Origin of the sequence: Undibacterium sp. KW1, from assembly GCF_009937955.1 — a bacterium.
Classification (GTDB): domain Bacteria; phylum Pseudomonadota; class Gammaproteobacteria; order Burkholderiales; family Burkholderiaceae_D; genus Undibacterium.
The window spans coordinates 4,543,519-4,556,796 of the sequence record NZ_AP018439.1 but is presented as its reverse complement, the minus strand read 5'-3'; the positions used below and the strand labels follow the sequence as shown (position 1 = coordinate 4,556,796).

Annotated in this window: 11 protein-coding genes; 4 read left to right on the top strand and 7 right to left on the bottom strand. The window is 53.1% G+C overall.

The window, feature by feature from the left end; translation table 11 throughout:
* Nucleotides 1-300: 300 nt before the first annotated feature.
* Entirely contained in the window at nucleotides 301-1,155 is an 855-nt protein-coding gene (locus tag UNDKW_RS20390) for a S9 family peptidase (RefSeq protein WP_162060204.1), read from the top strand.
* A gap of 77 nt (nucleotides 1,156-1,232) precedes the next feature.
* Nucleotides 1,233-1,679, top strand: a complete 447-nt coding sequence (locus UNDKW_RS20385) for a hypothetical protein (RefSeq protein WP_162060203.1) — start codon at nucleotides 1,233-1,235, stop codon at nucleotides 1,677-1,679.
* Nucleotides 1,680-1,850: 171 nt separating this feature from the next.
* Here UNDKW_RS20385 and UNDKW_RS20380 read toward each other — a convergent pair whose 3' ends face one another.
* The 4 genes from UNDKW_RS20380 to UNDKW_RS20365 all read right to left on the bottom strand — a co-directional run bounded on the left by UNDKW_RS20380 (nucleotide 1,851) and on the right by UNDKW_RS20365 (nucleotide 5,678).
* On the bottom strand, nucleotides 1,851-3,611 hold the full coding sequence (locus UNDKW_RS20380; RefSeq protein ID WP_162060202.1) for a HEAT repeat domain-containing protein: 1,761 nt from the start codon (nucleotides 3,609-3,611) through the stop codon (nucleotides 1,851-1,853).
* A 159-nt stretch (nucleotides 3,612-3,770) separates the two neighbouring features.
* Nucleotides 3,771-4,292, bottom strand: a complete 522-nt coding sequence (locus UNDKW_RS20375; protein ID WP_162060201.1) for a hypothetical protein — start codon at nucleotides 4,290-4,292, stop codon at nucleotides 3,771-3,773.
* Nucleotides 4,285-4,986 carry an alpha/beta fold hydrolase gene (locus UNDKW_RS20370; RefSeq protein WP_162060200.1) on the bottom strand — a complete coding sequence of 234 codons (702 nt, stop codon included), beginning with the start codon at nucleotides 4,984-4,986 and terminating at the stop codon, nucleotides 4,285-4,287. The genes UNDKW_RS20375 and UNDKW_RS20370 overlap by 8 nt, the downstream gene beginning before the upstream one ends.
* Nucleotides 4,987-5,045: 59 nt before the next feature.
* Nucleotides 5,046-5,678: a hypothetical protein gene (locus UNDKW_RS20365; protein ID WP_162060199.1), complete on the bottom strand. Its 633-nt coding sequence runs from the start codon at nucleotides 5,676-5,678 to the stop codon at nucleotides 5,046-5,048.
* A 263-nt stretch (nucleotides 5,679-5,941) separates the two neighbouring features.
* On the opposite strand from UNDKW_RS20365, the gene UNDKW_RS20360 reads away from it, so the two are divergent.
* Together UNDKW_RS20360 and UNDKW_RS30615 are read left to right on the top strand one after the other, a co-directional pair.
* The gene (locus UNDKW_RS20360; RefSeq protein ID WP_232063063.1) at nucleotides 5,942-7,057 is read left to right on the top strand and encodes a M64 family metallopeptidase; all 1,116 of its coding nucleotides are present in this window, start codon (nucleotides 5,942-5,944) and stop codon (nucleotides 7,055-7,057) included.
* Nucleotides 7,032-7,331, top strand: coding sequence for a PPC domain-containing protein (locus UNDKW_RS30615; protein WP_232063062.1), 300 nt, complete (start codon nucleotides 7,032-7,034; stop codon nucleotides 7,329-7,331). Before UNDKW_RS20360 ends, UNDKW_RS30615 begins: the two co-directional genes overlap by 26 nt.
* 462 nt (nucleotides 7,332-7,793) lie before the next feature.
* Here the strand turns inward: UNDKW_RS30615 and UNDKW_RS20355 are convergent, their stop codons facing one another.
* From UNDKW_RS20355 to UNDKW_RS20345, 3 genes are read right to left on the bottom strand one after another with little or no spacing between them, the layout of a single operon-like run.
* A complete protein-coding gene (locus tag UNDKW_RS20355) occupies nucleotides 7,794-9,272 on the bottom strand; it encodes a PAS domain S-box protein (RefSeq protein WP_232063061.1) in 1,479 nt (492 codons plus the stop codon).
* Between the two features lies 1 nt (nucleotide 9,273).
* Nucleotides 9,274-11,523, bottom strand: coding sequence for a PAS domain S-box protein (locus UNDKW_RS20350; protein WP_162060197.1), 2,250 nt, complete (start codon nucleotides 11,521-11,523; stop codon nucleotides 9,274-9,276).
* A complete protein-coding gene (locus UNDKW_RS20345; protein ID WP_197892944.1) occupies nucleotides 11,492-13,276 on the bottom strand; it encodes a GGDEF domain-containing response regulator in 1,785 nt (594 codons plus the stop codon). Before UNDKW_RS20345 ends, UNDKW_RS20350 begins: the two co-directional genes overlap by 32 nt.
* Between the last annotated feature and the right edge of the window lie 2 nt (nucleotides 13,277-13,278).

The following is a 13,278-nucleotide window of genomic DNA, read 5'->3' as shown; positions in this document are numbered from 1 at the left end:
CATCGAATTTTGCCTGCGCTTACGATTACATAAGGCCGGGCAAACCGTGGCACCGACTTGCCTGGAAATCCTCTCTGTCGTCATTCCTGCGCAGGCAGGAATCCATCGCGTTCATATCCATGCGTTTGAACATCGTGATGCGCGCTGCATTAAGGTCAGATAAAGCTCTGCTATTCGTATTCGTGCGAATTGCGACATCACCGTAAAGTTGGGGGCACTGCAATACGCCCAACTCTCCTATATCCATAATTGTCTGAATACCTTAATATCCCGATTCCATCCCATCTATGTCGGTACAAAATGAAAATCAAGACGCCACGTCTGCTCAAGTTCCTGTTGCTGCTGTCCCTGACTGCTGGCTTCTTTAACGTGCACGCGCAAGACTTGCAGGCAGCAAGAGCTGCCTATGCCAGCCAAATCACAAAGAACATCAAAGCACCACAAGATTTTGTACAAGAAAAATTGCCAGCTGGTGTCAAAGAAATTGATTACGTCTCTGGTAAGTTGCACTTGAAGGCATGGATATCGGCTCTGCCTGACAATGCGAAGAAAATGCCCGCAGTCGTTTTTTTGCATGGTGGCTTCTCATTTTCAACCGATGACTGGGTCGCTGCTCAGGGTTTTGTCAATGCAGGCTACCTCCTTTTAATGCCACGCCTCCGCGGTGAGAATGGCGGCGAAGGTTATTTCGAAATGTTTGGTGGTGAAGTCGATGATGCTATTGCCGCTGGCAAATATCTGGCAAGTCTGCCACAAGTCGATACCCAGAAAATCTATCTCGCAGGCCACAGTATAGGTGGCAGCATGGCCTTGCTCGTCTCTCAAATGCCATCGCCGTACAAAGCAGTTGCTGCCTATAGTGGCTTTGCCCGCTTGCCGCTGTGGCTGGCGCATTACAAGAACATTGCTCCCTTTAATGTTGATCTGCCCGACGAGCAAAAAATCCGTGACCCCTATCGCTATGTGGCATCGGTCAAAACACCCCTGTATGTGTTTACCGAATCTGCCAGCCCACCTGCAATCCCGGTCAATACAGAATTTTGCAACATGGTCGCCAAATACTCGATATGTAAACATGAAGTGATCACTGGCAGCCATGAATCCATGATCGCACCGGCAGTCGCACGAACGATTGCTTTATTCAATAAATCTTGATGATCAAATCGTGGCTGCATAGATTAATCAGTGGAATTGACTCATGCGCCAATCAAAAACATTGACCAATTTGTGAAATGAAACGATCCCTGGAAATACCATCTGAAGAAGATTGGGGTGATTATAAGAATGACCTGGACCAAAAATATGCATATAAAATGTTTTTTGGGAAAAACTTGGCAGAGGCAAGACTTCTTTTTCAAGGGGCGGTCATCGAACGAACAGAAGAACTCAGGTTCATGCCGGTAATTCCGTTTCAATATTATATCGGTGCCTACTATCAATATCTAACATCGCTTGCGGTGCTTAACAACCGTAATGCGTCAGATACCGCAAGTTGTTTTTTACGACTTGTCGAGAGCAAACTGAGCGACGACCCTGATTCGATTTCTCCACTAATGAAGGAGTTAATGTCCGCAATTGAATACCTCGCAAAAAATCAAACATTGTTTGGCGCTGATGTTGATATCTACGGTGATTTCAATGAGATTTTGTCAGAGATAAAGCGGCTGGCGCAGATGTAGCCACCAGGTGGCAAGACAGGGGGCATTGCAATTCCTCCTACGACCCGAATAAGTAGCGTTTGGTCAGTAAAGTAGGGCGCATTATAATGCGCACTACGACCGGGGCTTTGCTAACATCAGGAGCTGCTTCAGTCGTACATCTTGCTATCATCATGCCTATGCACGACGGTTTTACTTTTTAGTTTCCCCGCTCAAATACTGATGCGCCACCTCAGCCACATCAGCATGCACAGACTTTGCCAAATGCCTGATGCAGTTGTTGACATCAACATTGTCCGCATCATTGATGGCGATGCAGGCATCGATGACGGCGCGGGCTTTTTCTGCATCGTCGACATGATAGTCTTCGCTGAAAATAAACGCCTTGATTGCATCCATGGCAGGTTTGGCTGCTTTGCCTAGTTTGCCCAGGGCGATGACCGCCAGCCTGCCGCTGTTATAAGCTTGTTTGGCAACTATTTTGCGAAGAGCCTCAATAACGGAGGCTGAGTCGTCACCTATGGCACCAAAGCAATCTGCCAGCATTTGTTTGGTATAGTTGTCATCTTCATCGTCACGTGCCAGTCTCAGCAATTTATCTATCTGGCTGCGCGCCTTGTCACCAAGTTCTGTCAAAGCCCCCAGCGTGGCTGACTGCACGCTCCAGTCGTTGCCTTCAGTATCAAAGATCAAGTCACCGAGGCGATTGATCAGTACTTCATCTTCTATACCCAGCAAGCCCAGTGACATGGCTGCATTACCACGGATAAACCAGGCTTCACTCTCAAGGCAGGGGGCCAGTATCGCTACTGCTTCTGCTTGCCGGTCTTTGCACAGTGCCAGGGCGATGACGGTAGTACTGTATGCCTCGTCATCGCGATTGCCGCCATGTGATTGCGCCCTGCGCACAATCATGTCTTGTGCCTGCAAAGGCAATGCCATTTCCAGGGATTCAAAACTTCTGAGTATGCCGGATTGCAGATTGTCGTTGCCATGTTCGAACCTGCTCATCACAGTGTCAAAACCTTTGGGGTTTTTTGTCAATGCGGCAGCCAATGCAATACCGGGTTGGTAGGGCCATTCATGCACGCCATATTCTTCCATCGTGTCGAGTAGCTGTGCTATGTGCCGGTCGTCAAGCGTGGGAAACGCATCCATCATGGTTCCGGCAAAGGAGATCAAAAAGCTGTCACCAGTATCGAGCAGGGCAAGTACTTCTTCCTGCGCCAGATGGCCATAGCCTGGCAGCGCATACATGAGGCTGCCCAGGTCGGTTACCACCTGTGTGTATTCTTCTTGTGCTTTCTTTCTGGAAGCGCCCTTAAACAGGCTGAGGAAAGTTTCATCGCCCGACGCAGCTTTGAACGCGGCCAGGCTGCGCGTGTAATTCAGGCGATAGCCAGTCAGCATGCGGGCGACGCAATTTGCCTTGTCAAAGCCCGGCATGTTCATCACGGTCTTGAATAGTGTCGCATCCATGCGCAAGACCAGGGGAGATGCATGCAGTTTGTGCAGGTCTTGCAAAGCCTGTTGATTGATCTGGTAGTCGTCACCCTGGAAGAGATCAAGTAGGCAGGCACCAATTTCTGCGAGGCGGGGAGCCTGCCACCTGATCAGGTATTCGCCAGGACTGGTGCGCAGAGTAGTATTGAATATACTGGTGACCCTGAGTGTGCCTACCTGTTTTTTACCTTCAAGAATATTGAGTTCACGGCCATCCCAAAGACAGGCCGGGTACATGTCGGGTGTGGATAAACACACAGCCACCCGGCCACTTTCACCCGGCTGCACCTGGTCACTATCCAGATATTCATGGATGCCGGTGCTGCAGTGATTGTCATGCAACTGGTGGACAGCTCTGTACCCGGTTAGCACGGCAGACTGCCTGCCGTCGTTGTCGGTACGTGAGAGGCTGAGTATGCCTTCAAAATCAGCGGGGCGGGGTAGTGTCATTGCTTGGTTTTTTTATCTGATGCTATGGGTGAAATTCGGGGTAAGCTGTTTGATACTGCCGCAGGCATCATCGATTGGGATGAATAGCATATGGCGGGTAGTACAAAGACGCAAGTGCTAAAGAAGATTCCCTGCTACGGCGGGATCGATGGAAGGACGTCACAGTATCTCATGCCATACTTTGTCACGGACCGCAGATTTATTTGGTCTGTCCCAGCGTCTGAACTCCACTCCCGCTTTCTGCGACTGTTCAAGCAGATACTGGATTTTTACATAGGAGTTGAAGCTGAATACATTACCGTCAATCAGGGTAAATTCATAGGCATCGCCATCAGGTATAAAGTTCGACCATTTGATGAATGCAACTTCTGCCCAGGTGATTTCTCTTGAGCTAAATCCCTGGCGATAAGTAAATCCGTTTTGCGTGACTTGCGGGCGCTTTCGTATCAGGTGATAAAAGCCTTTACTCCCGAGGGTAGCGATGAACAAGAATGGCAAACCAGTTAGCGTCATCACATCTGTGAGGAAGATTTTAATATTCAGTGGCAGTTTTAGTATCAACAAAGGCAAAAAAACGATGCTCAGTATCCACACCATGAGTAGGCAACTTAGCCATATGGGGCAGCTCAGCAGCAAGACCACAAAAAGCATGAGGTCTGAAAACGTGACGCGGTCATTCATGGCGATGCCTGTTTTGCTGGATGCTGGTGATGTCTGTCTCTGACGCATGGCAGGATTCAATTGCTTTGATGATGAACTGATTGACCTCTTCGCTATGCGTACGCGTCATCACATGCCCGGCACCGGGGATGATGCGGTTGGCCTTGCTGCGCCTGGCGTCAAAGACATTGTCCTTGCTGCCGTGCAGTTGCATGACCGGACAGGCTGCGGGAGCAGGCTTCCAGTCCAGTAAGGCAGACAGGGCCCAGTCACGAAAATGCTGCTGCGTTGGCGACAGGCGTTGGCGTTTTTTTCTGGCCGATGGCAGGCTGGCGATGCTTGCATCTTGCCACCGCATTGTCCATTTCCAGATGGTGTCAGCACTGATCAGTTTGCCCAACTGCCTCGCCATGCGCAAGCTAGTCGGCAGGCCATGGGCGTCGCGGCTGGATGCAAATAGCAGGCAGGCTTGCGCTTGCAGGTGATGCGCCGCTTCAAGTGCGATGATGCCGCCAAAAGAGGTGCCACCGACCAGGCACGGGCCACCCGGATCAACTGCTCTTGCCATACGCTTTGCATACGCCGCCATGCTCTCTGAGCGGGCTGGCGGCAGCCACTGCGCGATTTTTAAGGTGGGGAAGGCTTTTAGCTGTTCTGCAAATATGCGTGCATCACCGTTGATACCAGGGAAGAAGATAATCGGGAGTTGATCCATGCTATCGCGGTATTGGCTCTCGTAAAAATATGGATTTGTCACAGTATAGCGGATGAGGTTTAGTCCGGGTCTGGCTTACCTGGTGCGGGAATAGCTGTTGCACGCTCATTGTCATGCCAGGTTTTGCTGATACTGTCCTGCTCAAATGGTATCCCCAGCTTCTTTGCTTCTTCCACGACTTGCTTACTGTCGTCAGTGGCGGTTATTTGCAGCCGTTGGCCTTCATGAAAATGGAATTGATATGTTGTATTCATCGGCGGCGTCCAGACCTCGCGGATGAACTTGATGTTAGTCCACAAGACCGTCACTTTTTTAAAGCGGCGATGGAACGTGAAACCGGTATCGCTGATGTGCGGACGTTCACGCAGCAGGTGATACAGTGAGACAGTACTTAGCTGCAATACCATAATAAATGGATACCCTATGATCAGGAATAAGATGATAAATATACCGTTTATCAATTTTATCTGGAGCAGGCTCAGCAGCCATAACAGGCCAAACAGCACGAGGCAGATCAGTGCACACGGCACAGTGACAGGGCTGGTCAACAGCAGCATCAGAAACAAATAGAGATCAGAGCGTGTGATGCGGTGCATGCAAGTCATAAACTGGGATAGATCAGCTATTGTGACATAAGAGAAGCAGGGCGGGCCGCCGGTATCCATATTGACCCCGGCCATCTTCATTTGCATGCCGCGATCTCACTCACATTTGCTTACATTAATATTTGTTTAATATATTTATTTTACTATACTGAACTCCAGCTGCCAGTATCAAGCGCAGCGACTGCCCCGATAGCATCTTCCATCAACGGTTCTCTCACATCGGGGGAGGTTCCTCCTTAGTCATCAGCTTTAACAGCATCAACATCGGCATCAACATCAGCATCAACATCAGCATTAGCACCATCAGCATCGGTAGTTCACACTTTCACCTTATTTTATTCGGAGACAGTATGAATTCACTCAAACTTATTTCGATGTCCGTTGCAATTTCAATGTTACAACTCAGTGTGGCCCATGCAGCGAATATTTCGCTGCGCGTTGCCTACAGCGATGGCAGGCAGGGTACCAGCTTTACTCCTGTGCGTGCCGAGCTTGGCGAGTTGGCGCCACCACCACCACAGCCAGCGGTATTCAAGCGAGCTGCCCTCGACAAGATAGTGCGCAGCGGTCAGGCCGCACGCATGCAGCCGCCACCATCTGCCGCCCCGGCAGCAACCGTCACGACCATCATCAATAATGGTCCGTCCAATGCACGCATGGACATGGTCTTTGTTGGCGATGGTTATACCGCTGCCGAGATGAGCAAATGGCGTACAGACGCACAAAAAGTCATCGATGGCTTCATGGCCGACTCCCTGTTTGCCGCGAATCGTGCCAGCATCAATGTGCACCGCGTTGATGTCGCCAGCAACCAGTCCGGCGCAGACGAGCCGGATAAGGGCGTCTATCGCGACACCGCCATGGATGGCAGCTTTTACTGCTATAACATCGACCGCCTGCTCTGTGTGAACTCGACTAAGGTATATGACATCGTCGGTTCGGTACTTGCGCCTGACCAGCGTGGCGTCATTGTCGTAGTGTCCAACTCCACCCGCTATGGTGGTTCTGGCGGTGAGATAGCGACGCTCTCCATGCATGTTCAGTCAGTGGAAATCGCCCTGCATGAGATAGGCCACACCGCCTTTGCCCTGGCTGATGAATATGATTACGGTACCTGCAGCCTGAGTGCCGAGCCCAGCTCAGGTGATGTGTCACTGAATGGCACACGCAATGTCAAATGGGGCGGCCTGATCTCATCATCCACTGCCGTGCCAACCGGCCTGGGGCAATATCCGAACGGCACGGTCGGCACCTTCCAGGGCGCGCAATATTGCAAGACCGGGAAATACAGGCCAACAGAAAACTCCCGCATGCGCACGCTGGGCTATCCATGGCATGCAGTCAATGAAGGCCTGGCCAGGACGGTGTTTGCCTCTTACACGCCAACACCAGGTGGTGCTGTCACCCAGACCGGCAGCCTGACCAACGGTGCGACCGCCAATGCACCCAGCGCATCACCCGGCTAAGGCTGGTAATGGTTCCTATAGCATACAGTTGAGCGGGCCACCGGGTACAGACTTTGACCTCTACCTGTACAAATACTCAGGCAGCGCCTGGGCCAAAGTCGCCAGCAGCGAAGGCAGTACATCGACTGAATCTGTCAGCTATGCAGGAGCGGCAGGTTATTACTATGTGCAGGTTGAATCGTATGCGGGCGTTTTGTGCTTTTGTCGGGCAAAGCGCCTTGCATTGGATTGGCAGACAAGTGCGGTGAAGTACTGCGTTGCAATGCTTCATTAATTGGTGAAAGCAAGACCAAAAATCTCACCACAGAGACACTGAGACACAGAGGCACACGGAGGAAGAAATACTGCTTTCCTTCCGTTCTCGTTTCGTTTGTGTGCGCTATGCCGCAGCTTACTGGTATTGTTGTACCCTTCAATTTCAGCGTGCGCAAACCGCGTTATTTTTTTATCTGGATACCCTTCAATCGTCATTCCTGCGCAGGCAGGAATCCATCGTATTTGGGCTGCACGCATTTGAAATGCGATAAAAAATTTCAGACAGGTATCCTGGTCCAAGCCTCTTGCAGTCTGCTATTTGCGGCTAAAGCCGCTTCTACGAGGGTGTTGCTTGTCAATACTGTCTTTCCCTCTCTTGCATTTCTCTGTGACTCCGTGTCTCTGTGGTGAGCTTTTTGGTCTTGAACTTTCAATTCCGTTTGCTATTTGCGTCCAAAGTCGCTGCTACGTGAGGCACCAACTATCCCGCCACCCGCGGCCAGCTAAACCTGAACACCGCACCGCGTGGCGCATTGGCTGCGAGGCTGATGCTGCCGCCCAGTGATTCTATGGTTTTCTTGATGACGGCCAGGCCCATGCCGCTGCCTTCTACTTCGTCGCGCGGGCGCAGGGTCTGGAACATGGCAAAGACGCGTTCGCGGTGTTCGGGGGCGATGCCGGGGCCGTCGTCGGCGACTTCGAAGAGGTAGTGCTGTTCATCAGGCGCAGGCAAGGCGCGCACGATGATGTGGCCGCTTGCCTTGTCGTGGTGCTTGATGGCATTGTTGATGAGGTTGCGCAAGACCAGTTCCAGGGCCACCTTGTGTGTGAAGTCTTTGGGGAAAGTGCCCTGCAATTCGAGAGAAAACGAGGGGTTGTTGCAGCATAGTTCAAAGACATCGCGCGCCATCTCTGCAAAGTCTATGCATTCTGTGCTGCCGCCAAGGTTGTCGGCGCGGAAGTAGAGCAGCAGGTCGTCGAGCAGTTTTTCCATGCGGGTGATGCGCACGCGCATGAGGTGCAGGTGTTCCTGGGTTTCTTCATTGATCTGGCCTGCCAGGTCTTCGGTGATCCAGGTGGCGAGCTGGTTGACGCCGCGCAGCGGGGCTTTGAGATCATGCGAGGCGACGTAGGCAAAGTCCTTGAGTTCCTGGTTGCGGCGCGAGAGTTCGTCGGTGAAGCGCTGGCGTTCTGACATATCGACAATGGCTGACAATACCTTCATGCCATCTGCTGTCTCGATGGGGCTGAGGCTGACTTCTACCGGGAACTCGTTACCATCCCTGTGCAAGGCATATAGTTCGCGGCCCTTGCCCATGACAGGTTCGTCAGGATGAGCAAAATAAGCTGCACGCCGTTCGGGATGTTGCCCGCGAAAGCGTTCAGGTACCAGTATGTCGAGCGTATTGCCTATGAGTTCTGCGCGTGTGTAGCCAAACATTTGTTCACAACGCTCATTGATCAGCTCTATCTGGCCCTGGCTGTTGACGAGTATCATGGCATTTGGCGCAGCCTGGACTACCTGGCGGAAATGCCTTTCACTCTGTGTCAGCCTGGCGGCCAATTGGTAGCCGCTGCTGAAGTCGCGTGCGCTCAGCGAGAGGCCAAACATATTTCCACTGGCATCGCGTATGGCCGAGATGGTCAGCGATACTGGTATTTCGTTGCCATCAGCACGCCTGCCCATGGTTTCAAACTGGCCGATGGCGTTATTTTTTTGCAGCAGTTGGCCTAGCGTTTGATGGTCGGGTAATTGCCCGTCCGGGAACAGGACGGCAAAGGGACGGCCCAGGATTGCCTCATGCGCATGCCCAAACAGCAGACTGGCGGCGTGGTTCCAGCTGATGATGTGGCCGTTCAGGTCGCTGCCTATGATGGCATCGTCCGATGAGTTGACGATGGCGGCCAGCAAGGCCACCGGATCATTGTTTGCTTCTGTTTTGCGTGAATGCGACATCATCTTATAAAGCCTCCGCCATGTTGCGTGGCCAGGTGAAGCTGAACACGGTGCCGCGTGGCTGGTTGGCACTAAGCCTGATACTGCCACCGAGCGACTCTATGGTTTTCTTGATGATGGCCAGACCCATGCCGCTGCCTTCAACTTCATCACGCGGACGCAGGGTCTGGAACATGGCGAATACGCGCTCAGTATGCTCAGCCGGGATACCAGGGCCGTCATCGCTGACTGAAAATTCCAGCCATTGCTCATTGGGCATGGACCTTACGACGATGCAGCCCTTTTTGGTATCGTGATGTTTGATCGCATTGCTCATGAGATTGCGGAACACCAGTTCCAGCGGCACCTTGTGGGTATGGCAGCGCGGGAATTCGCCCTGCAGCTCCAGCCTGAACGACTGGTCAGGGCAGCACAGTTCAAATACATCGCGCACCAGCTCGGCAAAGTCTATGTGTTCTACCGAGCCACCCAGTTGCCCGGCGCGGAAGTAGAGCAATAAATCGTCGAGCAGCCTCTCCATGCGTTTGATGCGTATGCGCATGAGACGCAGGTGTTCATTGGTTTCATCATCGATCTTGCCGGCCAGGTCTTCGGTCAGCCAGGTGGCCAGTTGATCGACCCCACGCAGGGGTGACTTGAGATCATGCGAGGCGACATAGGCAAAATTATTCAGTTCCTGGTTGCGCCGCGACAGCTCATCGGTAAAGCGCTTGCGTTCAGAGATATCGACAATCGCTGACAAGACCTTGAGGCCATCTGCTGTGTGTATGGGGTTGAGGCCTATCTCTATCTGGAATTCGCTACCGTCCTTGCGCAGGCCAAACAGGTCGCGCCCACTGCCCATGGCGCGGGTGCTGGGGCTGGTGAAATAATGGACGCGCAAATCCGGGTGCTGGCTGCGAAAGCGGGCCGGTATCAGCATCTCCATGGGCTGGCCCAGCAATTCGTCGCGCGGGTAAGCAAACAGGTGCTCGGTCTGGGCATTCACCATTTCTATGATTCCACGGCCATCTATCATGACCATGGCATTTGGCGCGGCTTCGACGACGAGACGGAAGCGTTCTTCCAGGCGCTTGCGCTCACTGATATCGACAATCGCCGACAAGACCTTGAGACCATCTGCCGTTTCTATCGGGTTCAGGCCTATCTCTACCGGGAACTCTGTGCCATCCTTGCGCAAGCCAAACAGGTCGCGGCCTGTGCCCATGCTGCGGCTGCTGGGCTGGGTAAAAAAATGACTGCGCAAGCCCGGGTGGTGATGGCGAAAGCGTTCAGGTATCAGCACTTCCATGGGTTGGCCCAGCAGTTCTTCACGCTCGTAGCCAAAGATGGTTTCGGTCTGGGCATTCACCATTTCTATTTTGCCCTGGCTGTCTATCATGACCATGGCATTCGGTGCAGCTTCCACCACAAGGCGGAAGCGCTCTTCCTGGCGCTTGCGCTCAGTGATATCGACGATGGCTGACAAGACCTTGATGCCGTCGGCAGTTTCTATCGGGTTCAGGCCTATCTCTACCGGGAACTCGGTTCCGTCCTTGCGCAGGCCATACAGCTCGCGCCCGCGTCCCATGACACGGCTGATGGGGTTGGCAAAGTAACCGGTGCGCTGGCTGGGGTGATGGCGCTGGAAGCGCGAGGGGATCAGAATTTCCAGGGGTTTGCCCAATAGCTCGGTGCGGGTGTAGCCAAAGATGGACTCGGTCTGCGAATTGACCATTTCTATGAGACCGTGGCGGTCTATCATGACCATGGCATTCGGCGCCGCATCCACCACCTGGCGAAAATAACGCTCGCTCTGCGTCAGGCGGGCAGCCATGCGGTAGCCCACGCTAAAGTCACGCGCGATCAGTGACAGGCCTATGATATTGCCGCCCTCGTCACGCATGGCCGAGATGGTCAGCGCCACTGGCAACTCAGTACCATCCTGGCAGCGCCGCATGGTTTCAAAATGGCCTATCGAAGCACCTTGCTGCATAAGCTTGATCAGCGACAGATGATCAGGCAATTGCCCAGCCGGGAAAAGGCTGGCAAAAGGGCGCTGGTAAATCGCCGTGGCGGTATAACCAAACAGGATTTCTGCTGCGTGATTCCAGCTCAGTATATTGCCGCTGAGGTCGCTGCTGATGATGGCGTCGTCAGATGAGTTGACAATGGCAGCCAGCAAGGCATGCTGTTCATTGACATAAGCTGGCTGCTTTCCGGTTTGTTGATTGCTGGCCGGCTCATTTGTCTGACTGTGGTCCAATTGGCGCATGGCGGAAACTTCCAGTCAGGTAGCGATCTTCAAATTCACTTGAAGGAATAGGGCGTGAATACATATAGCCCTGCAAAAGTTCACAACCACGTTCAGCACAGAACGTGGCCTGTTGCTCAGTTTCTATACCCTCTGCCACCAGGGACAATTCCATGGTCTGGGCAAAGGCTATCATGGCAGCCAGCAGGCGTTCTTGCGATTCACCCTTGCCAACACCGGCGACAAAACTCTGGTCTATCTTCAGCACATGGATGGGGAACAGTTTCAAATGCCCGAAAGATGAATAACCGGTACCAAAATCATCCAGCGAGAGTTTGACGCCACGTCCGACCAGCTTGTGCAAAATCGCCGCAACATGGACAGGGTCGCGGATCAATGCATTTTCGGTAATCTCAAGCTCCAGGTAGCGCGGGTCCAGGCCACTGGTCAGCAGGGCTTCATCGACGGTGTAGATGAGATTATCGCCCTGCAATTGTATGGCCGAGACATTCACTGCCATCGTCAGGTCCTGGGCATGCAGGAAGGGCAGCGAGCGCCATTCTTGCAACTGGGCGCAGGCCGTGCGCATGACCCACTGGTCGATATCGAACATCAGGCCCAGTTCTTCTGCCATCGGCAAGAACACACCCGGTGTCAGCACCCCCTCTACCGGATGGTGCCAGCGCAGCAGGGCTTCCATGCCGCCTATGCTGCCATCAAAGGGATTGATCTTGGCCTGGTAATACACCTGCAACTGCTCATTGCGCAAAGCATGGCGCAGATCGCGCTCAAGGTACATGCGGTGGCGTACGGCCTGGTGCAACTGGTCAGAATAAAAATGGCTCTGGTTACGGCCTTCCTGCTTGGCGCGGTACATCGCAATGTCGGCACATTTCATGAGTTCAGTCGCATCATTGGCGCAGGAGCCAAACACAGCAATGCCGATGCTCATCGTCACATGCCATTCCATGCCATCAAGGACGATGGGTTTCTTGAACGCTTCGACAATACGGGTCGCCAGCAGGATGGCCTGATCGACCCTGTCCATATCCTGCACCAGCACCACAAATTCATCACCACCGAGGCGCGCCAGCAAATCACTGCCGCGCGTGGTGGTACCCAGGCGGCGCGCTACCTTGATGAGCAACTGGTCACCTATCGCGTGACCATAGGTGTCATTCACATTCTTGAAGCGGTCAAGATCCAGCAGCAGTACCGCCATCTTGCCATGCAGGTTCTCGCGCTTGGCGCGGCTGACGGCAAAGGCCAGGGCGCGCTCAAAATCATAACGGTTGGCCAGCCCAGTGAGGGCATCATGCTCAGCCAGTTCGCGCAACTGGTTGTAGCTGCGGCTGAGTTCAGATTCCAGCTTGTGGCGGTGGCGTGCCTGGTGCACGGCGCGCATCAGGCGGCGCGCATTGACTTCTTCTTTCAGCAAAAAATCTTGCGCACCGGCTTCGATGGCTTGCTCTGCCAGGCTCACATCTTCCTGGTGCGTCAGCATGATGATGGCGGTGTGGTGGGTCTTGTCGAGACGCAGGCTCTTTAATACCTCGATGCCGTCACGGTCGGGCAGGCGGTAGTCAAGCAGGATGACATCGAACAGGGTTTCCTTGGCTTTGAGCAGGCCATCAAGGGCATTATTGGCTTCAACGATCTTGACACTGACCGATACCTGCTTCAACGCACGGATGACATTGCGCCTGTCGATTTCATCATCGTCGATGATGAGAATATCGAGGGTAGAGGTTTGCGGTGGCGCGGTCAGCATCATGA

Excerpts from the sequence above, each read along its gene's own strand:
- UNDKW_RS20390 (WP_162060204.1), top strand. The coding sequence starts at position 301 with ATGAAAATCAAGACGCCACGTCTGCTCAAGTTCCTGTTGCTGCTGTCC.
- UNDKW_RS20385 (WP_162060203.1), top strand. The coding sequence starts at position 1,233 with ATGAAACGATCCCTGGAAATACCATCTGAAGAAGATTGGGGTGATTAT.
- UNDKW_RS20380 (WP_162060202.1), bottom strand. The coding sequence starts at position 3,611 with ATGACACTACCCCGCCCCGCTGATTTTGAAGGCATACTCAGCCTCTCA.
- UNDKW_RS20375 (WP_162060201.1), bottom strand. The coding sequence starts at position 4,292 with ATGAATGACCGCGTCACGTTTTCAGACCTCATGCTTTTTGTGGTCTTG.
- UNDKW_RS20370 (WP_162060200.1), bottom strand. The coding sequence starts at position 4,986 with ATGGATCAACTCCCGATTATCTTCTTCCCTGGTATCAACGGTGATGCA.
- UNDKW_RS20365 (WP_162060199.1), bottom strand. The coding sequence starts at position 5,678 with ATGCAAATGAAGATGGCCGGGGTCAATATGGATACCGGCGGCCCGCCC.
- UNDKW_RS20360 (WP_232063063.1), top strand. The coding sequence starts at position 5,942 with ATGAATTCACTCAAACTTATTTCGATGTCCGTTGCAATTTCAATGTTA.
- UNDKW_RS30615 (WP_232063062.1), top strand. The coding sequence starts at position 7,032 with ATGCACCCAGCGCATCACCCGGCTAAGGCTGGTAATGGTTCCTATAGC.
- UNDKW_RS20355 (WP_232063061.1), bottom strand. The coding sequence starts at position 9,272 with ATGATGTCGCATTCACGCAAAACAGAAGCAAACAATGATCCGGTGGCC.
- UNDKW_RS20350 (WP_162060197.1), bottom strand. The coding sequence starts at position 11,523 with ATGCGCCAATTGGACCACAGTCAGACAAATGAGCCGGCCAGCAATCAA.
- UNDKW_RS20345 (WP_197892944.1), bottom strand. The coding sequence starts at position 13,276 with ATGATGCTGACCGCGCCACCGCAAACCTCTACCCTCGATATTCTCATC.